The following is a 25,992-nucleotide window of genomic DNA, read 5'->3' on the forward strand; positions in this document are numbered from 1 at the left end:
AAATCTATTTTTATATTAGAAAGAATTTTGAGAAAATAATGATTAAAACCGCAATTCATATCCTTATTTTGTTGCTTGCAAGTTGCACAACAGCGCTTTCTGCAGACAGCACAATCAAATCTTTAACGGTCTATTCCAGTCGCAACAAAGACATTATGTCACCGATTTTTCAATCCTTTGAAGAACAAACGGGCATAAAAATAAATGCTCAATATGCTTCTACTCCTGAACTATTGAACCTGATAAAAAAGAGAAGAAAAACAGTTCTGCCGACGTCTTCATAGCTCATGGTATCACACATCTTATTGGCAATGAATCTTTCTTTTATACACTGCCTTCTTCCCTTACAAAAAAAAATTCCCCTGAATTTAAAAACGAAAATAAAAAATGGATAGAAACATCTAGTTATGCTCAGGTATTGGCATACTCTACTGCACGCATTAAACCTGAAAAACTGCCCAAGAGTGTTTTTGATCTTATAGACAAAAAATGGAAGGGAAGAGTTTCTTTTGCAAAAAACAATCCATCTTTCCAGATGTTTATAATCGCCCTTCAATCCAAATTTGGCGCGAATAAAACACATGAATTCACTCAAGGACTTATTGACAATAATGCCAAATCATACAATGGAAATATTGCTCAAATACAAAGCATCACTAATGGTGATACGGATATCGCTTTGGTTGATTCCCGCTCTCTCACAGCGTTTAAAGTCCGCGATCGCAACTTTCCTGTCTCCCAAATTTTCTTCCGTAAAGGAGATATTGGTAATGTTCTTTTCACAACCAGCATAGGAATCCTAAAATCTTCAAAAAAGAAAAGCACAGCGACAAAACTCCTTAATTTTATGTTATCACCTGCTATTCAACAATATTTTTCTACGACAATCGGCGAATTTCCGACCATAAAGGGGACTATTGCAAACCAATCTTTCGCCGAAATTACTCATCCAAAAGACTTCTCTCCGGCATTAAATTCTAAAATCTTATCCGATGCACAAAATACCCCCAAGAATATTAACTGATCTCATTCGGGATTTTTAAATAGAAGTTAATCAGCAGAAAAGAAAACCGATCATCCCTCATGTGCTGATATAGCAACGACTAGAGCTATACTAATTGGTCGGTTTTTCTTTGTATGGAGCGTCATAAAGAACAATTAATTCCAAAAATAATTAATCTTTCTCACCCCAAAGCAAGTCACAGCCATTCGCACACCTTGCTCAATGCAATTCATTTGATAATCAACGCTTGAGCTTTTAATGCCAAATCAATATCCCCTTTTACATAAGTTTTTATTCCTAATTATATTATAGCTTATGTAAGTCTTTTAATGTTTTTCAAAATATACTCCAAGATCCGAGAATCCCTTGAATTATCAATGCCTTCCATACCTATTATCATCTAAATTTTAAATACACATTTGCTGATCACTCCTAGAAGAGATACTCAGATCTTGAGCGGCAGAAAGCCCCCCTTTGAATTTTCTTTAAGGAACTCTTCCAACATTCAATCTAAAGATTTTTGGCTAAAAGAATCTTTAGCGCAGTAATTTTGAAAAGGCTACACTGATGAATTCATATCCGTAAATAAATATCTACCATCAGCCATTATATTGATACAATCTAAAGTTACCAAAATATTCTTAGTTCAATTTTTTTTATACTACCAACACTTGAAGAGAAAACAGACATCAGGCTTAAACATTGTGATGGCGTTACATATCAAAAGGACGATGATCATAGAAATGTATTTCCGTCTTCTCCTAAAGATATTAATGTTTGAATGTATAAATACCCAATACCATCATATGTATTTTCTTCTTTTAACATATTCAGAAAATTACTTTATAATTTGGACAAATTGTTTTAAAATAAAGCATATCAAAAGATAATAATATCAAGATATAAAACTTTGCTCTCATGAGATGGCTCTCATTTAATCCCTTATCTAAAAACCTCTGATTTTAAACAACCATCCACAAGAATCCTGGCGACGACTTTGCAAAGATTGCTAATATGCTGCAAGTTATATCGCTGAATTTTGCATTCCTGCTTTTGCCATTTGTTTCTGAATTCAACTTTATGACTTAATCTTGATTTGGAATCTTGCTAGACTGTACTAACCCGACTCTAAAGCCAATAAAAAAATACCAAAAATAAACTTAATAACATATTAATTAAAAATATCTTCCTCTTGCACTAAAAGAGGTATTATCCCCACCACTCAATCTCAAAAAAACGAGAAAAACCCAAGAAAATTCACATATAGGATTAACAGTGCCATGGGGGGGGGATTCCATAAAATTTAACTATACTAAACCTAATAAAGAAATCAAAACACCCACAAAAAATGCAACCATTACCACAAGAGAAAATACAAGAGCACTTTTCTTTTCATTCAAAGATGAATCCTCAACCGAAATTCCCAGAGACCTTTGATGCTCTCCATCCCAATAACGACGGCATCTACGTACTTCCCTATCTTCGGTGACAAGAGCCATACGAGACTTAGAAATTGAAGTCCGTGTATGAACCATTCTTCATCCTCCCATAAAAAAATAATTAATTCAATATTTAGGTTAATTATATCCTAACAATCAATACATATCAATGCTGCAATATATGAATCCGCCACTAAAACCGCAGTTTAAAAATTATTTTTTCTTAAAATTTAATGAGTATCATAAGGAAAAACCCTTCCTCTTTACAGGATTCATCCCCCAAATAGCATTTCAAAAAAGATCCTCTGAACGTAAGATTTTTTATTTTAGATATCCACAAAAAAATATCCGCAGAGGAAAAAGAATTATGGAAATACCATACAAAACACTATCAATAAAAAAACAATTTCCTTCCCTAACAACAAGAAAGAATGATATACTTGCCGATCATTGGCAGAAAAACTCTGTAAAATTGAAAAATAAAATTTTAATATATTTTCTTATTCCATTACACATATACGTGTAATGTAGAATCAATAACCTCTAAAATGTGAATAGTAACGGCGATGAAACTGCACTATCCACTTATTGGATTACGAAGAAAAAATTAAAAGTTATAAAATCAATCTTTTTACTTCAAGATTTTAAAAAATAGTATAGAGTGAAGTTCTCTGTCCTGCTATATAGAATCTATACTCTAGGTTATGTAAGCAGGAAAGATCTGTGGACGTGGCGAAACCGGTAGACGCAGCAGACTTAATATTGTTGAGTGCCTATGGAGAAATCCATAGAGTAGAACTGCTCAAAGTCGGGGAAAGCTAATGGTTTATTCCTAAGCTAATCCCGAGCCAAACCTTTATCATAAAGGGAGGTGTAGAGACTGGACGGGCAGCACCTGGGACGTAATCGTTATGGTGAAGGGACAGTCCAGACCACAAACACTGTGAAGCAGTGGCAACGAAAGTTGTAGTGGTAAGAAAATCTGCTTCTCGATTTTGAGAGTGCGGGTTCAAGTCCCGCCGTCCGCACCATAACCGGCTTTATAGGATCTCAGGAAGAAACTTTCTAGTTACTTCCTGAGATCTATCTTGAGGACATACTTAAAAGATACTGTTTTTGTGAATTATTGATAAATATCATCGCAGACGAAGATATAGTAACAAACCAGTTGCCATAACCAAGTACAATAATACAAAGCCAGAAATATTAACGATAATTTAGAGCAGGAAAATTTCCTAAAATCCTATCATTATACATGAATAAGAACAGATAAAAATCTCAGGAAAATCATCTCACTATACAAAACTTCTCTTACGAAGAACGCAATATTGCACCTGAACTTTTCTTAACGCTTTCTATAATAAGTTCTGTCAATTTTTTAAAATCATCTTCAGAATAAGTCTTTTCGAAAGGCTGAATAACAACCTCAAGGGCAATAGATTTCTTGTCCTTACCCAATGATTTACTTTCAAAAATATCAAAAACAGTAACATCAATGATAAGACGAGGATCAACTTTCTTAATAGACTTAACCAAAGCACCCGCAGGCGAAGACTTGTCTACAACAAAAGCAAAATCTCGTCGAATCGGCTGAAGAGAAGACATTTCCATAACCTTCTTGGTATATGGCTTTGATTTCTTCGTAGAAATCGGAATAGAATCAAGATAAACCTCGAAACCACACAGTGGCTCGGATAATCCAAAAAAATCCAAAACCTCAGGATGGAACTGACCAAAACAACCTAAAACCATTTCTTTCCCCATCTTGATGGTTCCAGATCGACCTGGATGATACCAAGAAGGCGCCACTGGCTCAACGTGAATTGAATCAATGGAAATAAAAGATTCTATCACAGCCAACGCATCTGCCTTAGCATCAAAAACATCCACATCCCGACAAGAATTGCCATGTTTTTCTGACCAAAAACGTCCAGATCCCTCTATAGATGAAGACCCCCATCTCACACCAGATGCCATACATCTTTGCCCCTCAGGTTCGTCGCTATCGTAAACATCAGATACCTCGAAAAGAGCAATTTCCGTGATTGCACGGTCAATATTATTGCTAACTGCTGTCAATAATCCCGGAAAAATAGAAGTCCGCATATCTGACATATCTAAGGAGATAGGATTCAAAATCTTCAATTTTGGATTTTCTCCTCCAAAAATAATCGATTGCTCTTTTGGAATAAAAGACAAAGTAACAACTTCCATCATAGCTCGAGCGGCAAGAACACGTTTAGCGAAACGAATCCTACGCTGCTGTACTGATAACTCCCCTTTACTATCTTCTGAAGTGATAGGAAATGGCTGACCTTCTATCTTATCAACACCATAAATTCGCAAAATTTCCTCTACTAAATCAGCCTTTTCCTTGACATCTCGACGCCACGAAGGCACAGAAACTATAGCCAAATCGCCAGAAGAAGCCTCAATATTAAATCCAAGATTTTGTAAGATACGCAAACTCTCTTTAGCAGGAATATCTATACCCGTTAAGCGCCTTACTTCTGAACAAGGAAAATCAATTTTACGCGGCTCATATTCTAAACTCGTCCCAATAGAAATTTCAGAGGCAATACCACCACATAACGATACAATCAGCGATATAGCTCGTTTAAGCGCGGGCATAGTTCCCTGCAAATCAACTCCACGCTCAAAACGATAACGAGATTCAGTTAAAATACCTAATTGCTGACCGGAAAATGCTATATTAATCGGATTCCATAAAGCTGCTTCAATAAGAACATCTGTCGTATCATCATCACAGCAAGCATTTTTTCCACCAATTATGCCCGCTATAGATTCAACAGCATGATCCGACGCAACTACAATATTTTCAGGAGATAGATCATATACCCGATCGTCTAGCGCCATAATCTTTTCACCCTCACTTGCACGACGCACAATAATATCACCAGATATCTTTGCGACATCAAATACATGCAAGGGATACCCTAATTCTAAAGAAATATAATTCGTAACATCTACAAGGGCACTTATAGAGCGCAATCCCACTGCTTCCAATCGCCTGCACATCCACTTCGGAGAAGAAACATTACGCACTCCCCTTACACGACACATATAGAATGCTTGACACAAACTCATGTCATCTAAATTAACCCTAATATCCAATGATACGGATCCAGATTGAGAATAGCTTGGAAGAGAAATTTCCTTTAGAGAGCCCAAACCAGATGCAGCTAAATCCGAAGCAATGCCACGAATACCAGCACAATCTGGACGATTTGGCGTCAAACCAATCTCAATTACCGGATCAGAAAGCCCAGCATAATCACTAAATATCTCTCCTATAGAAGCATCACTGGGCAACTCCATTATGCCGTTATGATTATCAGAAAGCATTAACTCCTTTTCTGAACACAGAATGCCACAACTTTCAATGCCACCGATCTTTTTAACATCAATTTTTATCGCCGTTCCCGGCATATAACTTCCAGGAGGAGCCCAAACCCCCAACAAGCCGACACGAACATTAGGCGCACCGCAAACAACTCGTACGGATTTCTGCTTACCAATATCTATCTCGAGAACCTTAAGATTGCTAGAAATAGGATGACTTTCCACCGATAAAACTTTTGCAACAATAAAAGGTAGGAGAGACTTCCTATCATCAACTTTTTCAACCTCAAGTCCAATAGCAGTCAACCTATCACAAACCTGCTCAAGACTAGCATCTGTATCCAAATGATCTTTTAGCCAAGAAAATGTAAACCTCACGATATCAATCCTTTACAAACTCAAATGAGAGAACAGTGGCGGTATATTCAGGGGACTAAATCCATAATGCCGAATCCAACGTACATCGGCACCAAAAAAGTCACGTATATCAGGCATTCCATATTTTAGCATAGCTATGCGATCAAGACCCATCCCCCAAGCAAATCCTTGATAGACATCCGGATCAATATTAACAGCTCGCAACACATTAGGATGAACCATACCACATCCTAAAATCTCCATCCATTCAGTCCCTTCGCCAAACTTTATAACCCCATCGGAACGACTACACCGAATATCAACCTCAAAAGAAGGCTCTGTAAAAGGGAAAAAAGATGGACGAAAACGCATTTTAAGCGATTTAACTTCAAAAAAAGCCTTGCAAAAAGACTCAAGAACCCATCGAAGATTTGCAATATTCGCAGTCTTGTCAACCACAAGACCTTCAATTTGATGAAACATCGGAGAATGTGTAGCACTGGAATCCCTGCGATAGGTTCTTCCTGGAACTATTATTTTGATCGGTGGGCGCTGAGATTCCATAACCCGAATCTGTACTGGCGAAGTATGCGTACGCAAAAGCTTATACTTATCCCCACAAATTCCTGGAAGAAAAAAAGTATCATGCATTTGACGAGCAGGATGCCCATCCGGGAAATTTAATGCGGCAAAATTATAGTAATCCGTCTCAATATCAGGACCTTCTTTTACTGAAAAGCCCATATCCAGAAGAATATCAGTCACTTCATCAAGAACCTGTGTCACAGGATGAATACGCCCTCTCCGAGACGGAGAAGATCGAACAGGCAAGGTCACATCAACAGACTGCGATGATAATTGCGAGGCAATAGAGATGCGCTTCAAATCTTCCTTACGGATAGAGAGAGCCTCAAGCAAATCGGACTTAAGTTGATTAAGGGCGGCCCCTCTAATACGAAGCTCCTCCGAAGGAAGCCCCTTCAATCCCTTCAAAAGAGTAGAAACCGATCCTTTTTTACCTAGAGCATAAATCCGAATAGCATCAAGCTGATCTATGTGCATAGCAGAAGATATCGACTGAGTAAGGGAAATCCTCATCTCTTCTAAACAATCATCAAAGGACTTCTCTTGGCTCATCTTTTTCCCTTTACCTAATATAAAGACTATATCACTCTATGAGAGATGACGACGTGTCACCAACTATAATAACTTAATATTATAATCATCAAGCCTTCTTGAGAAGAGCTTATCCCTTGACGAGTGACATTTTTTCAAACTACAATTCCTATTATTAAGGATAGCCTCAAAAAATTTCGATTTTCTGACACAGTCTTTAGAAGGATTCTTCCTCCCTTAAACTAAGATTGATTCCCAACTGCAATTTCGACGAATTTATCAAAAACCTCTGGTTTATCAATAGCAAGCTCGGAAATCACTCTACGATCAAGCGCAACTCCCGCCTTGTTAAGTCCACCAAAGAAACGAGAATACGTCAAGCCACGCAAGCGAGCGGCTGCATTAATACGCTGAATCCAAAGACCTCTGAAATCACGCTTCTTAAGCTTACGATGACAATAAGAAAACTGCATAGAACGATCCACCGCAGCCTTAGCAGCACGTATAGTGTTTTTACGACGACCGTAAAACCCCTTGGCTAACTTCAAGACCTTTTTGTGCTTGCTACTAGAAACAACGCCTCTTTTCACACGGGTCATTATTACCTATCTCCTTAAGAAAACACATTTCCTCACCTTTTTCCTTAGAGGGCATTAGGGAGGTAATTCTTTATAATCCTCTTCGTATCAGAAACCGCTAAAATCATAGGACCACGCGCGTTGCGTATAAACTTATTCGATCGCTTTATCATCCCATGACGTTTACCAGCAGCCTGCGCCTTGACTCTTCCACCAGCAGTAACCTTAAATCGCTTCTTAGCAGAAGAATTTGTCTTCATCTTAGACATTTATTACCCCCACTATCCTCAGGGGGGAAAAGAACAAGTCTACCCCCTAATTCACAAAAATAAGCAAAAAATCTCAATAAAAACAGACAAAAAACAGTCCCACCAGAAAGATCTAGGTAGACTAATATGACTGTCTGCATACGATACATAAAACAAATAAAACATTCAAGAGATAACAAAGCGACAAATGCCCAATGCGATTACCTTGGAGACAATACCATAAGAATTTGACGTCCTTCAAGCTTAGGTTCAAGCTCAACCTTGGATATTTCCTGTACATAATCTTTAATTTTGACCAAAAGAGTATGTCCAATATCCTGATGCGTAATCTCTCGACCACGAAACCTGAGAACAACCTTCACTTTATAGCCAGAATTTAAAAACCCACTTATAGCCCTCATTTTTATATCGTAGTCATGCGAGCTAATAACAGGACGAACCTTAACTTCCTTGACTTCAATGACTTTTTGCTTCTTTCGAGCTTCTACTGCCTTCTTCTGATTCGTATACTTTAATTTACCTAAATCAAGAATCTTACAAATAGGAGGAACGGCTGCTGGAGAAATCTCCACAAGATCAAGTCCTGCCCCCTCAGCCATCCGCAAAGCTTCAGAAGTTTCAACTTCACCCATATTCTGACCATCAGCTGCTATAAGCTGAATCCTTGGATTTCGTATCGCTTCATTTGCACGCATTCCATCTTTCGTGCCTGTATCTGACTTAAATACCTTGCGAATCGTCATACTCTCCTTAAATATTAATTCCTTTTCTAGAGATGCAATAATTATACTCCTTTAGTCAAGCACATAAAACAAATATATCACATCTCTTTGTAACAAATATATATACACCAACACATAAACTATTCTTAAAAGGGCAAGCCAAAAAGCATTCTGCTGCTTATCCCTTCCTTCCTATAATCCCCGAAAAATGGTTTTATGCATTGTTTTAATTCCCATAGTATCCAGAGCTGTTAGTCACTATATTTTTAACCTTAGGATTGTTTCTCATATTGACATATCAGAACCCAATAAAACAGATGATCAAGAAACATAGAAAAGACTATAAATCAAATAATTACGACTAAATAACAGTCTTATAAATAGATCTGTAAGGGGGCTTATTCAGAGAAAAGAATGAGTACGAATAAAAAGGAGGATCGGCGTCCATAATTCCTATATTGAACATATATATTATGAGAGATGGATAAGTAATAGCATATCACGTATATCACTCAGATATGCTTCTTACTGCTTAATCGCTCAAGAAAGTAACACTGAAAGATCTTTTTCTTTTGCGATAACTGTTATCTGTTGCTATAGTGCAGCGATGTACAGCACGATACCCCTTTCGAGAATACGCAACTTTTCCATCATAGCTCATATTGACCATGGAAAATCCACCCTCGCAGATCGATTTATTCAGCACTGCGGAGGACTAACTAAGCGCGAAATGTCAACACAAGTTCTTGACAGCATGGATATAGAACGCGAGCGCGGGATAACCATCAAAGCACAAACAGTTCGTCTTCACTATACAAGTAAAGATGGTCAAAAATACCTTTTGAATCTTATCGATACGCCAGGACATGTAGACTTTACATATGAAGTTTCCCGCTCGCTATCAGCTTGCGAAGGGTCTCTCCTCGTCGTTGATGCAAGCCAAGGAGTGGAAGCTCAAACCATTGCGAACGTCTATCAAGCTATTGACAACGACCACGAGATCATCCCTGTTCTCAATAAAGCCGATTTATCTTCAGCAGATCCAGAACGCGTCAAAAAACAAATTGCAGATATGATCGGCATCAATGCAGACGACGCTTCTCTCGTTTCAGCCAAAACGGGACAAGGAATTCCCTGTCTTTTGGAAAGAATTGTTCAATATCTACCATCTCCTAAAAGCCCCGGAGGAGAAAAAGCTCCCTTTAAAGCTTTACTCATCGACAGCTGGTATGACACTTACCTTGGCGTCATAGTTCTGGTTAGAATTATAGATGGAAAACTAACCAAGAACCAATCCATACGGATGATGGGAACCAAAGCCAGATATCAAGTCGAACGCGTCGGAATCCTGACACCCAAAATGATTGAAATAGAAGCCTTGTATCCTGGTGAAATTGGCATCTTCACAGGATCTATCAAAGAAGTATCGCATACCCGCGTTGGCGATACGATAACCGATGACCGCTTGCCAACATCTTCGTCTTTACCTGGCTTTAAACCGATACAACCCGTGGTTTTCTGTGGCTTATTTCCTATAGATTCTGCTCAATTCGAGAATCTGCGCATAGCAATGAACAAGCTACGCCTTAATGATGCATCTTTTTCGTTTGAAATCGAAAATTCTGCCGCTCTCGGGTTTGGCTTCAGATGTGGATTTCTTGGTCTCCTCCACCTGGAAATTATCCAGGAACGCCTTGAAAGAGAGTTTAATCTAGATCTGATAGGAACCTCCCCGTCTGTTATATATCATCTTCTTATGAACGATGGCAGCATTCTAAAGCTCGGAAACCCGTTAGATATGCCAGATGTGACGAAAATTTCTGAATTTAGAGAACCCTGGATCAAGGTCACTATTATAACTCCAAGCGAATATCTTGGATCCATTTTAAAACTATGCCAAGATCGACGCGGAATCCAAATTGAAATTAGCTATCTTGGAAACCGAGCAATGTTGCTCTACGAACTTCCTCTCAATGAAGTCGTATTTGATTTTTATGACCGCCTAAAATCAATTTCTAAGGGATATGCATCCTTTGATTACAGTTTAATTGATTTTAGAAACAGCGACTTAGTAAAATTATCCATACTGGTAAATGATGAGGCAATAGATGCCCTCTCTATACTTGTTCATCGCTCTATCTCGGAAAAACGCGGACGGAGAATCTGCGAAAAATTAAAAGACCTCATTCCACAACAGATGTTTCAAATAGCAATTCAAGCAGCTATCGGCGGTCGTGTTATTGCACGCGAAACAGTAAGAGCACGTCGCAAGGATGTAACAGCGAAATGCTACGGAGGAGATATAACTCGTAAACGCAAACTTCTTGAAAAACAAAAAGAAGGGAAAAAGCGTATGCGCCGTTTCGGGAAAGTAGATATCCCACATAATGCATTTATTTCTGTTCTTAAAACACACAATGAATAAATATTGCGCAAAATGATAAACGAGCAATAAGCTCAACTATCCGACAGTCTTTTTCCTTGAACGAAGGAGAAAAAACCATATATGCGATATAAAAATCAAGCGAACCTCTATCTATCATTAATAGAAAAATTACCTAAGAAAAGTATATCTCATTCTATCAAAAAACATTTTATACTTCATGATACAAATATCCTTAGCCAAAATCGGATAACAATCCATTCGCAAAATCAACAAATCCCCGCCACGAAAGATCCGATATGAAGCCTCTTTTCGATATGCAATTAATTAATGCAAATCGTCTGCGCGCACTTAGACAGAACGATTCCTCTGCGGATTTCCTTTTAGAAATAGTCGCTAAAGAAATAGCTTTTCGACTGAGCATGATGAAAATAACTTTCGAAAATGCCCTAGAATTACATGGAGGAACCGGAATCGTTGGTCACCTTTGCATGGAAACAAAAAAAATTCTTCACTTAACTCGCTCCGAAATTTCTTCGAAATTTTCCTGTCAGAACAGCGAAGTATTAGTGTCTCCCATTGAAAAAATACCTTCCCTTTCCCAGCCTGTTGACCTGGTCTTATCGCCTCTCAACCTGCATGTTATAAATGATATCCTAGGAATGTTATTGCAAATCAATCATATATTAAAACCTGGAGGATTGTTCTTAGCGGCGATTCCTGGAATCGGAACCCTCTCTGAACTTCGAAAAGCACTTTTGAAAGCTGAGACAGAACTCACCGGCGGCGGATCCCCTCGAGTCATTCCGTTTATGGATATAAAAGGCACTGGAGATTTAGTACAAAAAGCCGGATTTACTTCTTCCGTCATAGATCAAGATAATTATACCGTGCACTATAAATCAATGTCCCATTTGATGCACGATCTACGTAAAATGGGGATGACGAATCCTCTTCTTCATCGCAGCAGAAAACCTCCTAGAAAATCACTTTTCACGCGCGCCGCCAAAATCTATGCTGAGGAAAATTCCAGCACCAACGGAGACATAATTGCCAGTTTTTCGATCATTTACATTACTGGCTGGTCTCCTGTTCTCATAAAATAATGCAAGAAAAAATAAAACGAAGAAACCTCTCTGAAAGCGATAGGATAGATACAACTTGAGCACAGATACCCTTGTTTGATTTTGTGTTATTTATATCTCTCATTTTGATAGACATCCGGATCAACATTAAAAGATCGCAACACATGAGAACGAATCATACCACATCCCAAAACATCCATTCATAGTAATATGTTTTTGAAAAAGAATTTATGATATAAAAAAAACGCACAAATACTAATCAATCTTTTTATTTTATAATCCGATGCTTTCGCATCCAAATTTTTCTCTTTATCCCTAAAAAATTAACTTTTAAGAAAACTTCTTAAGAAACATACGAAACAAGAGCCTTGTTTACATAAGCAAATCCACCAATATTTCTAAAGACTAGATGAAGGCAAGCCCTTTCGTAATCCCTCTAAAAAACACTTATACTCACTCAAAAAAACACCATCATATCTGAAAAACAGTGTTTAAAATTAAAAACACTACGCTTGAAAATTATCTCTTATCACCATAATACCAATAAAAATCCAAAAAATTTTCTCACTATCATCAAACAAACCATCATTTGCAAAAATGCCTTTGAAAGAAAAACTGAACCGAAAACGATTAAACTCGGACGTCAAAGGCATATCCTGCAAAGCATGATATTAAAAAAGTCTAGACCTTTTTATTGACAAGCTTTGTATACTGCTTATTCAAACCTCTCACAACACACATCCAAAGGATAATAAGAAGAAAGAAAATACCAGCTAAAACTGGCAAAATAGTCGAGAATGTTGCCATAGGCAATATTATAAATATGAAGGATTGAACCATCGCACCACCAGATTTGGCGATTCTTCCTCCTATAACATCTACAACTGCCTTACCCTTAGTTCTATACTCATCATCTAAAGGAATAAAAGCCATTTCTTTAGTTGAATCAAACATGGTATATTTTGTCGCCTTACTCAAAATATTCTGCAAGGCACCCAAGAAAACCGCCAATACTATTGGGCTGACCTTAATCATATTTTCTGTTAATAAGACCAACTGATTTTCAAAGATAACAAACAAGAAAAACCCACCACCTGTAATTAAAATCATCAGGGGAGTGATAATAGCAGCTGTAAACCACTTAACATTTTTTAGAATATTACTACCAAGTACCATAAATACGATGGTTACAATACCAGTCCATCTCACAAATTCGCCCATAAATTGAGCATAATCACGCTGTAACGGATAAAGTTCACGAACCTTCGCTTTCCAAGGACCCTCAACGAGATTAATAGCCGTTCCATAACAAAACACTAGCAAAACCAAATAGCCAAGGTATTTAGAACTTAATGCCATCTTGAGACTCTCAGAAACTGACATCTTTAGCTTCTTTTTAGAGCTATTTTTCTTCGGCGAATACTGTTGTGGATCTGTAAGGACATAAACATTCATCCACCTATATATTACCATAAGCAAAATACTGGAAAAGACCATAGCCATCATCGAATAACGAATAAGCAAAGCATCATTAAGTTTTGAGAGTCCTATTATAAAACTACCGGCAAATATCAAGCCCACATTGCCTATTAGACCAAACATTGAATAGAAGCGTTTTGCTTGATCGGTCCTAGTAATTCTATTCGCGAACTGCCAAAACATTAAATTAATCATCACAGCACCCCAAAGCTCTGCGAAAACATAAAATAGCGCAAAAGACCATTTCCCTGCGAGATAAATAAACCATTTAAAGTATGGAAATTTAATAGCCAGATCAAAAATGTATTCGGGAGATGGATGGAAAAAATCTTTAAATGGATATAAAACAAATGCAAAAATCGCAAAGAAAGAGACAAAAAAAGAAGTAATAGTATAGAAAAGCTTTTCGTAATCCATAATATTAGAAAGTTTCATATAAATCATAGTAAAAAGAACAGCAGAAGGAAGGACACACCAAAGCTTGACAAAGCTAATGACTTCCGCACCTAGATTTGGAATTATCAAAGAATCCTTTAACGGCCTCAAAGTACTGAAATTAAACAATACAAGAAACATCATCAATGTCATAGGAACGAATTTCTTCGCTTCTGACATCCTCACATCACATAGGACTCGCCACATGTTCAACAATGCATTGCGCAATTTTGGATTTAATGTCACGACTACACACTTCCCTGGTTAGTTAGAACAAACAATCAAAACAATTGAGAGACGTTATAATTAATTAATCCAAGGTTGTATACAATATTTTATGAATTTTATTAAAATGATCCAGACTGAAGAAACCTAATCGATCATAATCACCCCTTAATATAAATCATAATTTATCTTTTTTCAGATTCTTACTAATTCAAACAGGGATTTTTAGACATGTCCTCATTATCCCTAAGACATTTTTCTAAAATTCATTTTGAAATTTAAAAAACGATGTTTTATCCCATAAAATTCTCTCAACCAAGTCCATTTAGAATACAAAATGAGCATATTGCGAATCACATAAAACCAACTATCTAAGATAAGATTTCCTCTAAAACTTAATTTTTGGAGCATCTATTCAGAAAGTGATTTTGCAAAAAAGTAACGAGAGGCTTATCTGCAGGCAACATAGAATATTTATTTAAATCACTGAGTTTTACCCACCTTATTTCCTGTCCTTCATACCCTTTTAAATGCCCTTCAAAATCATAACACGCAAAAAAAGGCATAAGAAGATGAAATTCTTTATAAGCATGGCTCACAAAAGTTAAGGGAATCAAAGAAATCGGTTCAACGATAATGGACAACTCCTCAAAAAGTTCACGTGCTAATGCAACCTCTGGAGTTTCTCTGCACTCGATCTTTCCTCCAGGAAACTCCCAAAAATCTGCTTGAAACTTATTTTTAGGACGTTGAGCCAGGAGTACTTGCTCGTCTTTTTGAAAGATCGCACATGCAACCACTAAAATGAGATCTTTTCTCATCAAGAAATATCACTGCCACACAAAATTGCCATGTTGAAGCATTAACTTGAGATTCATGTCCCTTTGTGAAATTGTTACCTTCCACAACCAATCGTCAAATAGATTTTACAGATTTTCCGATTCTTCAATAAGGATAATTCCGTTAAATCAATCTCGGCTTTGAATAAAAAACCTGCGATTTGAGGCAAGGAACTAAGGGATATTCACAACGCGACACAATTATCACAAACAACGCAAAGTAGAGGAGGAAAAACTCTGGACAGCGATCACTTCTGTCCAAATAAGAGAAAAATCATCGCAAGAATTCCATATAATACAGGAAATTTAACTCCGAAAATTGCTATTAAAATGAACATATTCTTCAGTAAAATTACATGTCCAGACGGTATGATCTTCATTCCCAATGCCAAGATCAACCACTATCGGCACACATCTCTGCTTCATTATAGATAGGACTTCTTCTTGAGAAATATTAACCTCAGGCTCTCCTCTCACGGCGACTCGCACATCCCCAAACCAAATAGACAAACTATCACGATCTACCCGTTCACCAGATTTTCCAACAGCCATCACTATACGCCCCCACCAACGAAAATCCTCGCCGGCAACAGCAGTTTTCACGAGTGGGGAATGAGCAATTGATAGAGCTACTTTTTTAGCTGAAACAGAATCTTCAGCTCCTTTAACGGTAATCTCAAGAATCTTCGAAGCCCCTTCCCCATCACAAACCACCTGAAGAGCCAAATCTTTTAACAGATCAAAGAGAACAGGACGAAAAATAGATATTCGGGGATCATCGATGCTTTCAATACGCGACATACTCCCAGCAGCTGTTCCCGTTGAGAATAGCATAAGAGTGTCGGAAGTCGAAGTGTCACTGTCTATCGTTATGGAATTAAAGCTAGGTTTAACTCCCTCAGATAAAAGAGTTTGCAAAACAGAAGGAGAAATATCAATGTCCGTCACAACAAATGCAAGCATGGTAGACATATCAGGAGCAATCATGCCAGCTCCTTTAGCTATACCATTAACGGTAATCTTGACACCTTCAATATCAACAACGCGTGTTGAAACTTTAGGATAGCTATCCGTAGTCATCATTGCCTTAGCGGCATCAAGCCAAGCATCTCCAGTAACATCCCGAAGCATTTTATCAAATACACCATCAAATTTAGAGACATCCAGAAATTCGCCAATAATACCCGTAGAGGCAAGATAAACTTCGTCCTCTCTACAATTCATAAGCTTTGCTACAGATTTAGCAATGAAACAGACAGCATCTCTTCCTCTTCTTCCCGTAAACGCATTTGCATTACCAGAATTAACGACCAAAACCCTTGCAAACCCATTTGACAAATTTTTTCGACAAAAATCCACTGCTGCTGACGGACAGCGAGAACGGGTAAAGACTCCTGCTACAGATACAGGACGTTCGAAAAACATCAAAAAAACATCATCGCGTCCAGAATATCGAATACCCAGAGAAGCAGTAGAAAGCCCTACACCCCTGATTGATGGCAATACAGAAGGGACACTAGGCATTAAAGAGGAGGACAATACAGACATATGCTATCCTAATTTCTAAAGGAAAAAGAAAAATTTTCCTTTTTAGGTCAATGCTTTACACTTATAGACAATTGAATAGAAAAGTTTCCATGCGTTATAAAGACTATTTTTAAACATCTTGGAAAATGCGCTTGAAAAATCTATAACAAAACCACAACGAATGACGCTTGTACCATACTATCCCGTTGACATCAATAAGAGATAATCTTAATGAAGGATATCATCCTCCATCTAAGATGTCCTCCACTTGGTATACAACGGTTTGTCTGAGGGCTCTATTAGGTGGCAACAATCTCGGAAATACGGGATATTCTTTGAAGAGGAAAGCATCTCCATGGTCAGTATCACTGAGCTGGTAAGCAAGTTCTTTAGTCCTTCTAGTGAGAAACGCTTGTGCCCTTACTATAAAAAAGTTGAGGAAATTAATAATCTTGAAGAAGAAATTTCCAAACTATCTGATGAGCTCTTATCAAAAAAAACATTGGAATTTAGAAAACGGCTTAGCGATGGAGAAACTTTGGACGATTTGCTGATCCCTGCATTCAGCGTAGTACGTGAGGCGGCTCGACGCGTTCTAGGTATGCGTCCCTTTGATGTGCAGCTGGTTGGCGGCATGATACTGCATCAAGGTTCTGTTGCAGAAATGAAAACCGGCGAAGGGAAAACCTTGGCAGCTGTCCTTCCCGTTTACCTCAATGCATTATCTGGAAAAGGTATCCATGTCGTCACCGTCAATGATTATCTCGCTCGCAGAGATTCTAACACGATGTCTCCCTTATATGAATTCCTTGGACTCTCAACAGGCGTTGTTGTAAATGACCTATCTGATAGCGAACGTCGTCTTGCTTATGCTTGTGACATAACATACGTTACGAATAATGAACTTGGATTCGATTACCTGCGGGATAACATGCAATATAGGCGCATGGATATGGTGCAGCGCGAACACAATTTCGCAATAATTGACGAAGTTGACTCAATACTCATTGATGAAGCCCGCACTCCTCTCATCATTTCTGGGGCAGTGGAAGACCAGTCTGATTTATATAGAGCTATAAATTCTCTCATATTGCATCTACAGCCCTCTGATTATGAAGTTGATGAGAAGCAACGTTCTGTGAACTTTTCCGAATCAGGCATTGAAAGAATAGAGGAACTATTACGCCAGGGAAAAATTCTGCAAAAAGGAAGTCTTTATGATTTCGAAAATGTTGCAATTGTCCATCTTGTCAACAATGCTTTGAAAGCTCATAAACTCTTTCTAAAAGACAAAGATTATATCGTTATCAATGATGAAGTTGTGATCATTGATGAATTCACTGGGCGTATGATGAAGGGAAGAAGATTTTCCGATAGCCAACATCAAGCCTTGGAAGCCAAGGAACATGTTGCAATACAACCAGAAAATCAAACACTTTCTTCTATCACATTCCAAAACTATTTTCGAATGTATACTAAATTGGCTGGAATGACTGGAACAGCTTCTACAGAAGCAGAAGAACTAGCCAGTATTTATAATCTAGATGTCGTAGAAATTCCTACAAATCTTCCGGTTATTCGCATAGATGTCGATGATGAAATTTATCGAACAGATCAAGAAAAGTATCACGCCATCATTGCTGAAATTACTGCAGCTCATAAAAAGGAACAGCCAGTTCTTGTAGGAACCGCTTCGATAGAAAAGTCAGAATATCTAGCCAGATTGCTCCGCAAGAAAAATTTTACAAAATTTAAAATTTTAAACGCTCTCTACCATGAGCAAGAAGCATATATAATTTCTCAGGCTGGAATTCCTGGAGCCATTACCATCGCAACCAATATGGCAGGTCGAGGCACTGATATTCAGCTCGGAGGCAATGCTTCTATGCGTATCGAACACGAACTTTGCAATGTTTCTGATGAAAGAGAAAGAGATAAACGTATAAAAATTATTCATGAAGAAATTCAGTTCTTAAAAGATCAGGTTATTTCTGCAGGTGGGCTTTATGTTATTGCCACAGAACGCCATGAAAGTAGACGTATAGATAATCAATTGCGAGGTCGATCAGGTCGTCAGGGAGATCCGGGACGTTCAAAATTCTATCTATCACTTCAAGACGATCTTATGCGTATATTTGGTTCGTCTCGAATGGACGGAATCCTAAAGAAATTAGGATTAAAAGAAGGCGAGGCCATTATTCATCCCTGGATTAACAAGGCAATTGAACGTTCACAAAAGAAAGTTGAGGCACGCAATTTTGAAGTCAGAAAAAATTTGCTGAAATATGACGACGTTCTTAACGAACAGCGTAAAGTAATTTTTGAACAACGCCTTGAAATCATCGATTCAGAGAAGATCTTGGAGATATTTTCTGACATGCGTTATGAGGTCGTTAACGAAATTATCACAAAACATATCCCTGATAATTCCTATCCAGAAAAATGGGAAATTGAAAAACTCAAACTCGAACTCAACACAGTTTTTGGAACTGATCTTCCTGTTGTCGAATGGAGCAAGGAAGATGATATCGATCGAGATGTCATCTGTAATCGAATATTAGAGACAGTAGACAAACTGGTAGCGGAAAAGGAAAAAATCCTAGGAACAGAAAAGATGCAAAATCTTGGACGAAACATACTCCTCCAGACACTAGACGGTCTTTGGCGTGAACATATAGCCAGACTTGAACACTCTCGTGCAGTAGTAGGATTTCGTGGGTATGCACAACGAGATCCATTGCAAGAATATAAATCTGAAGCATTTGGATTTTTCACAATATTGCTTTCCGACCTACGTAGAAACGCTATTTCTCAAATTGCGAACATTGAGCTTGTTCGTATGGATGATCCACATGAAGAATTGCTACTTTCCGCCATGCACCGCAATGCTGAAAAAAATGACAATAAAGTCGCTACAAGTGAAAAAAACGAGCTGAATATTTCTTATTTATCCCCAAAAGAACATATAGGACGCAATAAGCCGTGCCCTTGTGGAAGTGGGAAAAAATACAAACATTGCCACGGATCATATTTTTAAGAAAGAAATTTTCTTCTCAATTCAAATCCTTACAAAGAAAAAATCGCTCCATATGAGATTCTGATTATAAAAGTAACGATCTCTCAATAGACCAATAGATTTTTATCTTAGAGTCACTTTCTGCCAAAAGGAAACAAATCCACTTCAAAGAATTTTAACGCTAGGAAGTGCTCAGAGAAAAATATAATCAATATTCCTTCCCTCAATATCTTACTTAAAGAATACATTTTTACGCTCCATAATTGCCTTTATATAAAATTCTTCTATGCAAATTTTAGATAATAAACTTGTAATTCCATATAAAGATTTGATTTTAATGTATTTTTTTTATTAAATATCCCGTACCGTTTTTATAGATACAGGGCTCAATATTGATGCTTAATTTCTTCACTGAGGATACCTAAGCTTGCTTTTTAGAGTTTTTGTCTTGAAAAAAATCAACTACTCTGAAGTAAAATCTTCGCTCTCTTCTAAAGAGAAAATGATATTATTCCTCTCTTCTTGCATCTTATAAAAACAATTCGTGATAAAATCCCAATGGAAATAGACTTGATTACAAGTAAAACTAGCCAATTCACACTAGTATAGCTTCTGAGAGACATGCTTAATCCCCCAAATCTCATACTGTAAGAGCAAAGTTTCTCTGAAAGAGCTATATATAATTCGCAACAACCACTTTGGACTATAATAATATACCTGATACCAACGTTTTATATGAAAGTTCAAATAGTATCATACCAACAGAAGATACTGTATTAGGCTTCTTATAAAGAACAGCTCTTTTAAATAGAATATAAAGGAATATTTTCAAAAAGAACGCAGAATAACAGCAATTGAAAATAGATATATCTTATCTTCTAAAAAATCTTCAATATTACAGTGATGTTTGTTGTACGGCTTTTAAAGAAGGGAATGTTACCATACCTTTTTCTTAATTTTTGGTCTTTTCACACCAAATGAACAAACGACTAACTTGCATAATTTTCAGAATGAGCCATTCAACATCCTGATCCTGTATTTTATGAAGTGCTGATTATTTCGACGCAGCAAATCCTTTAGCAAGCAAAAACATCTCCACTGATTCTGCCCGCGACGCCAGTGGTTTGATGTGCATTACTTTTCGGAAATGTTTTTTAAGAAGACAGAGTACGTCGTGAGTCGCTCCTCCCTGAAAAGTTTTAACAAGAAAATCACCATCTGCACTCAAAGTCTCCAAAGCAAAATGTGCAGCAGCCTCACATAAACTCATAGTACGCAAATGATCTGTTTTGCGATGACCAATAGTTGGAGATGCCATATCAGAAAGAATAAGATCAGGAGAACCTCCTATCGCTTGAGATATAAATTCCCATGAATCTAAATTCAAAAAATCAGATTTAAAAAACTTAACTCCTGGAATTGGATCCATATCTAAAATATCTATGGCAGCAATAAAAACATTGTCATCTTTTGAACCCGTCATATGTGCTGCAACTTGTGACCAACTTCCAGGAGCAGATCCAAGATCCACGACACGTCTTGCAGTCCTCAATATACGGTGTTTTTCATTGATCTGGAGAAGTTTATATGCAGAACGCGCACGCCATCCTTCTACTTTAGCTCTTTGTACATAGGGATCATTAATGTGCCGACTTAACCAATGACGGGAAGATTCCCGAAAAGAAGCCTTTTTAACCTTTTGAAATAAATCACGCCGAGAAGGACTTCCTGATACCTTAACCATAGTTTTCTTTCATTTCTTCTATCTACACTCACAAAACAAAAAATACTGTCATTAAGATAGGATGACAAATCCTTCTAAAGATATAAAGCTACCATTACCGTACTCGGTTGCCGTGCAATTAACAATCAAAAGGCACTTAAAGGATCAGCAGATGAGTTTTTCGTGATCGGAAAAGTCAATCTTCCTTCATGACAATTACCGCAACGCCCTTCTTGATACAGCTGTTAGAATTTTTCTTGATATGTGTCAAAGTTCCACGACACTCCAAATCATGCAAAAAATATTTTGAAGATGGAAAACGAAAGATTAAACATCTGATCTGAAGGATGGCATTATTTGCATACAATCCGATATTTTCCACTTAAAATAGACACCATTCTTGATACAAAATAGCATAATTTATCCTCAAAAACCAAACCACCAATTAAAACGGCGTTTCTTATTTTGTTTTTATAGAAATATTAGGAGGAATCGCTTCGCGATATAGAATATTGCATACTTTTCACTTTGCGAATATGACAAATATATCGAATCATACCCGAGATAAGATTATGCTCTCGCAAATGTTTTTTATTATATGGCATATTCTCATTTAAACAATAATGGGTCATTTTTCATATAATAACCATGGTGAAAACTTAAATGCAAAATCAAAATACTCCTATTGAAAATTATTATTTTTTGACTACATTATATCTAGCGGAACAGCTGATAAAGAATGAATAAAATGCATACCTTCTGAAAAATATGTTTCCAATTCTTTCGATAGAGACTGGAGTAGAACTTTGCAATTTGAGTGTCCCCATCTATCTCTTGTGCTTGCAGTACTCAGAACACTCATATGATATCCTGTAATAGGATAACCAATACTTCATAAGTATCTCCTCAAAATAAAAAATTTAATATTTCTCATTCTTTGTATTAGACAATTCCAATTATTCTTAACATTCCAATACCATTCCCTATACCTCGTCTTGCAACTTCGAATCCAAGCCCTGTATTTTTATAAACAGTCTATACCCCCCCCTCTAAATCTATTCCATCTCTTATTGTTCGCGCAAAAAAGGTCATGCTTATCCCCCGAAATAACACATGTACTTTGCCGAGTTCCTTCAAGTATTCTATATATAGAATACAGAGATAATCTTTTATCATATATATTGACAAAATAATCCCAGAAGACCTATGTTTGAACCACGGTTGATGGTATTATTTGGGGGATTTTGCAAAAACCCACAAAGGATCTTAGCCCATTTTTCGACTCTTGATCCCCGCCAAAACCTACAGGTGAGGTTTGTCTTTTTGTATCTTGGGGAATAGTTCAATGGTAGAACGACGGACTCTGACTCCGTTAATCTTGGTTCGAATCCAAGTTCCCCAGCCATATTTCCTGAATAAATTATTTTTAAAAGATATATTCGCATATTCAAAGGATAATAACTGCATAAAAGAAGCAATTATTTTTCCTCAAGGTCGCGAATGATACTACTGTTGCACAGTCTAAATTCAGGGAAGAAAAAGAAAAGGAACAGTTTATGCTTACTTGGAGACTTGGCATATTGCGCTTGAAGACTTTCTAAATCTTAGAAAAATACCAGAATGAGCGAGCAAAGACAAAATCACGATATGAATACTGCTCATTAGATTTCCGATCTCTTTATGAAAAAAGTATACAATATGTATCTTTCCATACCGTTATAGCTGCAACTTATCTTGCAGAAAAACCTGATTTTTACAAAAGTTTTGAAGAATCTTTATTATACAACCGAATCAAAAACATGTATCCCTGAATGGGATGAAGATCATTACAATGCTTGTATTTTTTGCTTGCGTGATTGTGTCGAGAAAAATAATTTTCGTAAAGTTATCATTGAACTTTCAAGGTAGTATTGACTCTGCTCTTTGTGAAGAAATGGTTGTTGATACCTTTGGAAAGGATACGTACAGTAATACTTCCTTCATACATATATATCAGCCCATAGCTTAGAAGACATGGTCACAGGAAATGTTATCCCTTAATTCTATTCAAATTTTTATATCCATTCCTAATCTCTCCTCTTCTTCCTCATAAACGAGACTCAAAAAGGATTGTTATTTCAAAAATTCCAAACCAATTTACCCGTATATAAAACTCTTAAAGAATGAATGCCGACCTTTTATATCCGCACCCAAAACAACTCAGTGATCCAATAACCAATTGACAAACAATAAATTGAATAAATTACTTATCAAGAAAAAAGGTAGAGAACACAACGTGCTCACTACCGATTTTACAAGGAAAAATCCTCAAAAGAATACCTTGAATTGAGATCATCCATCATTATCATGAAACTCGGATCAGATACATACCGAGCAGATATACCAATATCACACTATCTTATAATCAATATTGGCACTGGATTTTCACAGATTCCAGATCTTCTAACGATTCCCAAAGTCTTTAAACACTATAAATAGAGGAAAGCATTCTATATCATCGGTAATTTTAACTTTACACGCGATCGCAGAAGAATACTCTTATTCAGCCCCCTCTTATAGGTATTGCACAAATTCCTACCAAGAAAATTTGTCTGAGACTATAACGCATTCACTACCGACTTTTACAAGGGAAAAGTCCACAATCACTGAAAGCACCTTGAAAATTCAAACCAGCTGTTATCTTAACAGCCGAATCAGATGAATACTCCGCTAACGACTTCACGCTTAAATTTTGACTGATATTATACTTAAGACTGGCACCAGCTTTCCAAACATTAACATCCTGTTTATTTGAGGAAGATTTAAAGCGATAAAAGGATCCTTTATCCCACAAATACTGCAATTCGGGAGAAAATTCTATATCATCGTTAAGCTTAAGCTGATACTTGATTGCAGCAGCATACTTCGCTTGATCATAATAAATATTCAGACCATTCGCCAAAACAGCATACAACTCAATAACACCTGGTCCAATGTCTTTAGTACTTGCAGAACCACGAATAGCGAAGTTCTTTGTACTATGGTCATATCCACCTATAAGCGTAAAAGCAGCTTCTCCAAGAACACCGGAAAACATGCCTTGTGCTCCCATAGACAAATCCTTGTTACTGGAATTTTTTTCCCAAACATCTGCGGAAACACCTGCTTTTATAAGACCATTAGTACTCTCATAAGAAAGAGATGTCAGTTTTGCAGCGTCTGGATTGGCAAAAACACCTTTGCCCTGCCACCAGCTTGCATAATAACCAAGCTTCACACCACTAAAAGCAACAGAAATTTCATCTAGCTGAAATAATTTTAATTCCGTTTGTTGACCAGAACTAGAGCTACTAATCTTACCCCTTCCAGATGCCTTGAAAACACTATCGATAGGACCAAAATTCGTATCCGTTACAGCATTTAGATCTAATTTAGCAGACAAACCCGTAACGGATGAAAGTTTTCCATCCAAACTAGATGTAACAGAATTATCCGTTTCTACGATACTACCAAATTTTACGCGGGTCGGAGATCTACCCGCCGCCGCTGCCGTTTGAGCGGCTCCAGAAAAAGCAACCATTGCCAAAACAGCAACAGACCTTAGATAAATACCTTTAATTGCCATACTAATTCCCTCCAACTATTTCTAAATACACTAAATTACCAAATGGCTCTTCTCTCCAAAAACCATGACCACTACGAACACAGTAAGGAAAACATAAACTATTGCTAGATCTTCCCCAGCACAAAGGCATAAAGAATACACAAGATACAACCAACAATACAACTATGTATACAATTACAATTATTATTAATCAATAGAACTATTTTACATAAAAAACGAGATTTCCTTAATCTCCAAATCAACAAGATTTATCATCCCAACACATAAAAAATCTTATCACATATGACATAAAATTATTTTTGGTAAAAACATTGCATCTTTCTAGCTCTCAAAGAAAACTACGCTATATCCTCTCAGATATGCTAAAATAACCTGGATAACATAAGTCTTAAAAACAATGCCCCTGAGTGAATATGTATCCTATTTGTTATATAAATCAAAGTTGATTGCTAATTTTTATTCCTTTCTGAAATACACTCCAAACTGAGCGATAGTAATCTTATTGCCATTGGGATCTTTCTTTATATATCTTGCACAGAACTGTAATCTATTTTTATTTTTTAAGAGGGAATCGGTATAAACGCACCAGAGTGGAATAGCCAGAACCAAAATCATCAAAAATTATGCCAGCGCCTGTACCAAAGCAACATCGCAAGCCATGTCATACTCATTCAATATCATGAAATTCTGCAGCTTAGGTTGATTCACAATCAACTCGCATGGGCATAGAGATAGTGACATCTATTGAATGCAAAAACATGGATGTCGCACAAGCGCGATAGGTTAAAATTTGCCTACATGTTGTCAAAGGCGATTGGCAGTTACTTTT

General features: G+C 37.1%; 16 protein-coding genes and 1 tRNA gene. 6 read left to right on the forward strand and 11 right to left on the reverse strand.

Features of this window, described 5'->3' with window-relative positions; translation table 11 throughout:
• Positions 1-38: 38 nt before the first annotated feature.
• Entirely contained in the window at positions 39-284 is a 246-nt protein-coding gene (locus tag H0G72_RS00200; RefSeq protein ID WP_182016425.1) for a hypothetical protein, read from the forward strand.
• 47 nt (positions 285-331) lie between these two features.
• Positions 332-1,024, forward strand: coding sequence for an extracellular solute-binding protein (locus H0G72_RS00205; protein ID WP_220456060.1), 693 nt, complete (start codon positions 332-334; stop codon positions 1,022-1,024).
• 1,286 nt (positions 1,025-2,310) lie between these two features.
• On the opposite strand, the gene H0G72_RS00210 is transcribed toward H0G72_RS00205, so the two are convergent.
• From H0G72_RS00210 to infC, 6 genes are all read right to left on the reverse strand, one after another.
• On the reverse strand, positions 2,311-2,538 hold the full coding sequence (locus H0G72_RS00210) for a hypothetical protein (RefSeq protein ID WP_182016427.1): 228 nt from the start codon (positions 2,536-2,538) through the stop codon (positions 2,311-2,313).
• A gap of 1,215 nt (positions 2,539-3,753) precedes the next feature.
• Entirely contained in the window at positions 3,754-6,183 is a 2,430-nt protein-coding gene (gene pheT / locus H0G72_RS00215) for a phenylalanine--tRNA ligase subunit beta (protein WP_182016429.1), read from the reverse strand.
• A gap of 12 nt (positions 6,184-6,195) precedes the next feature.
• On the reverse strand, positions 6,196-7,224 hold the full coding sequence (gene pheS / locus H0G72_RS00220) for a phenylalanine--tRNA ligase subunit alpha (RefSeq protein WP_409049298.1): 1,029 nt from the start codon (positions 7,222-7,224) through the stop codon (positions 6,196-6,198).
• Positions 7,225-7,520: 296 nt separating this feature from the next.
• Positions 7,521-7,877, reverse strand: coding sequence for a 50S ribosomal protein L20 (gene rplT / locus H0G72_RS00225; protein WP_182016433.1), 357 nt, complete (start codon positions 7,875-7,877; stop codon positions 7,521-7,523).
• Positions 7,878-7,921: 44 nt separating this feature from the next.
• Positions 7,922-8,125: a 50S ribosomal protein L35 gene (gene rpmI, locus H0G72_RS00230; RefSeq protein WP_182016435.1), complete on the reverse strand. Its 204-nt coding sequence runs from the start codon at positions 8,123-8,125 to the stop codon at positions 7,922-7,924.
• A 200-nt stretch (positions 8,126-8,325) separates the two neighbouring features.
• Entirely contained in the window at positions 8,326-8,862 is a 537-nt protein-coding gene (gene infC / locus H0G72_RS00235) for a translation initiation factor IF-3 (RefSeq protein ID WP_310649463.1), read from the reverse strand.
• 592 nt (positions 8,863-9,454) lie between these two features.
• On the opposite strand from infC, the gene lepA reads away from it, so the two are divergent.
• Together lepA and H0G72_RS00245 are read left to right on the forward strand one after the other, a co-directional pair.
• A complete protein-coding gene (lepA, locus tag H0G72_RS00240; protein ID WP_182016439.1) occupies positions 9,455-11,272 on the forward strand; it encodes a translation elongation factor 4 in 1,818 nt (605 codons plus the stop codon).
• 257 nt (positions 11,273-11,529) lie between these two features.
• Positions 11,530-12,336 carry a methyltransferase domain-containing protein gene (locus H0G72_RS00245; protein ID WP_182016441.1) on the forward strand — a complete coding sequence of 269 codons (807 nt, stop codon included), beginning with the start codon at positions 11,530-11,532 and terminating at the stop codon, positions 12,334-12,336.
• A gap of 660 nt (positions 12,337-12,996) precedes the next feature.
• Here H0G72_RS00245 and H0G72_RS00250 read toward each other — a convergent pair.
• The 3 genes from H0G72_RS00250 to argJ all read right to left on the reverse strand — a co-directional run bounded on the left by H0G72_RS00250 (position 12,997) and on the right by argJ (position 16,832).
• Positions 12,997-14,475, reverse strand: coding sequence for an Npt1/Npt2 family nucleotide transporter (locus tag H0G72_RS00250; RefSeq protein WP_310649461.1), 1,479 nt, complete (start codon positions 14,473-14,475; stop codon positions 12,997-12,999).
• Between the two features lie 374 nt (positions 14,476-14,849).
• On the reverse strand, positions 14,850-15,275 hold the full coding sequence (locus tag H0G72_RS00255) for a (deoxy)nucleoside triphosphate pyrophosphohydrolase (RefSeq protein WP_182016443.1): 426 nt from the start codon (positions 15,273-15,275) through the stop codon (positions 14,850-14,852).
• 324 nt (positions 15,276-15,599) lie between these two features.
• A complete protein-coding gene (gene argJ, locus H0G72_RS00260; protein ID WP_409049299.1) occupies positions 15,600-16,832 on the reverse strand; it encodes a bifunctional glutamate N-acetyltransferase/amino-acid acetyltransferase ArgJ in 1,233 nt (410 codons plus the stop codon).
• A gap of 343 nt (positions 16,833-17,175) precedes the next feature.
• On the opposite strand from argJ, the gene secA reads away from it, so the two are divergent.
• Complete coding sequence (gene secA / locus H0G72_RS00265; RefSeq protein WP_182016447.1) at positions 17,176-19,857, forward strand: preprotein translocase subunit SecA; 2,682 nt, start codon at positions 17,176-17,178, stop codon at positions 19,855-19,857.
• Between the two features lie 1,033 nt (positions 19,858-20,890).
• Here the strand turns inward: secA and H0G72_RS00270 are convergent.
• Positions 20,891-21,580: an RlmE family RNA methyltransferase gene (locus H0G72_RS00270; RefSeq protein WP_182016449.1), complete on the reverse strand. Its 690-nt coding sequence runs from the start codon at positions 21,578-21,580 to the stop codon at positions 20,891-20,893.
• A gap of 1,310 nt (positions 21,581-22,890) precedes the next feature.
• Between H0G72_RS00270 and H0G72_RS00275 the strand changes: the two genes are divergently transcribed.
• Positions 22,891-22,964: transfer RNA gene (locus H0G72_RS00275), tRNA-Gln, on the forward strand.
• A gap of 1,206 nt (positions 22,965-24,170) precedes the next feature.
• Here H0G72_RS00275 and H0G72_RS00280 read toward each other — a convergent pair.
• Positions 24,171-25,163, reverse strand: coding sequence for a porin (locus H0G72_RS00280; protein ID WP_182016451.1), 993 nt, complete (start codon positions 25,161-25,163; stop codon positions 24,171-24,173).
• Between the last annotated feature and the right edge of the window lie 829 nt (positions 25,164-25,992).

Source organism: Candidatus Liberibacter sp. (genome assembly GCF_014048425.1).
Lineage (GTDB): Bacteria > Pseudomonadota > Alphaproteobacteria > Rhizobiales > Rhizobiaceae > Liberibacter.

What these genes read in the sequence shown, in the direction of transcription:
- H0G72_RS00200 (WP_182016425.1), top strand. Translation starts at nt 39, where the DNA reads ATGATTAAAACCGCAATTCATATCCTTATTTTGTTGCTTGCAAGTTGC.
- H0G72_RS00210 (WP_182016427.1), bottom strand. Translation starts at nt 2,538, where the DNA reads ATGGTTCATACACGGACTTCAATTTCTAAGTCTCGTATGGCTCTTGTC.
- pheS (WP_409049298.1), bottom strand. Translation starts at nt 7,224, where the DNA reads ATGCACATAGATCAGCTTGATGCTATTCGGATTTATGCTCTAGGTAAA.
- rplT (WP_182016433.1), bottom strand. Translation starts at nt 7,877, where the DNA reads ATGACCCGTGTGAAAAGAGGCGTTGTTTCTAGTAGCAAGCACAAAAAG.
- rpmI (WP_182016435.1), bottom strand. Translation starts at nt 8,125, where the DNA reads ATGTCTAAGATGAAGACAAATTCTTCTGCTAAGAAGCGATTTAAGGTT.
- lepA (WP_182016439.1), top strand. Translation starts at nt 9,455, where the DNA reads ATGTACAGCACGATACCCCTTTCGAGAATACGCAACTTTTCCATCATA.
- H0G72_RS00245 (WP_182016441.1), top strand. Translation starts at nt 11,530, where the DNA reads ATGAAGCCTCTTTTCGATATGCAATTAATTAATGCAAATCGTCTGCGC.
- H0G72_RS00255 (WP_182016443.1), bottom strand. Translation starts at nt 15,275, where the DNA reads ATGAGAAAAGATCTCATTTTAGTGGTTGCATGTGCGATCTTTCAAAAA.
- secA (WP_182016447.1), top strand. Translation starts at nt 17,176, where the DNA reads ATGGTCAGTATCACTGAGCTGGTAAGCAAGTTCTTTAGTCCTTCTAGT.
- H0G72_RS00270 (WP_182016449.1), bottom strand. Translation starts at nt 21,580, where the DNA reads ATGGTTAAGGTATCAGGAAGTCCTTCTCGGCGTGATTTATTTCAAAAG.
- H0G72_RS00280 (WP_182016451.1), bottom strand. Translation starts at nt 25,163, where the DNA reads ATGGCAATTAAAGGTATTTATCTAAGGTCTGTTGCTGTTTTGGCAATG.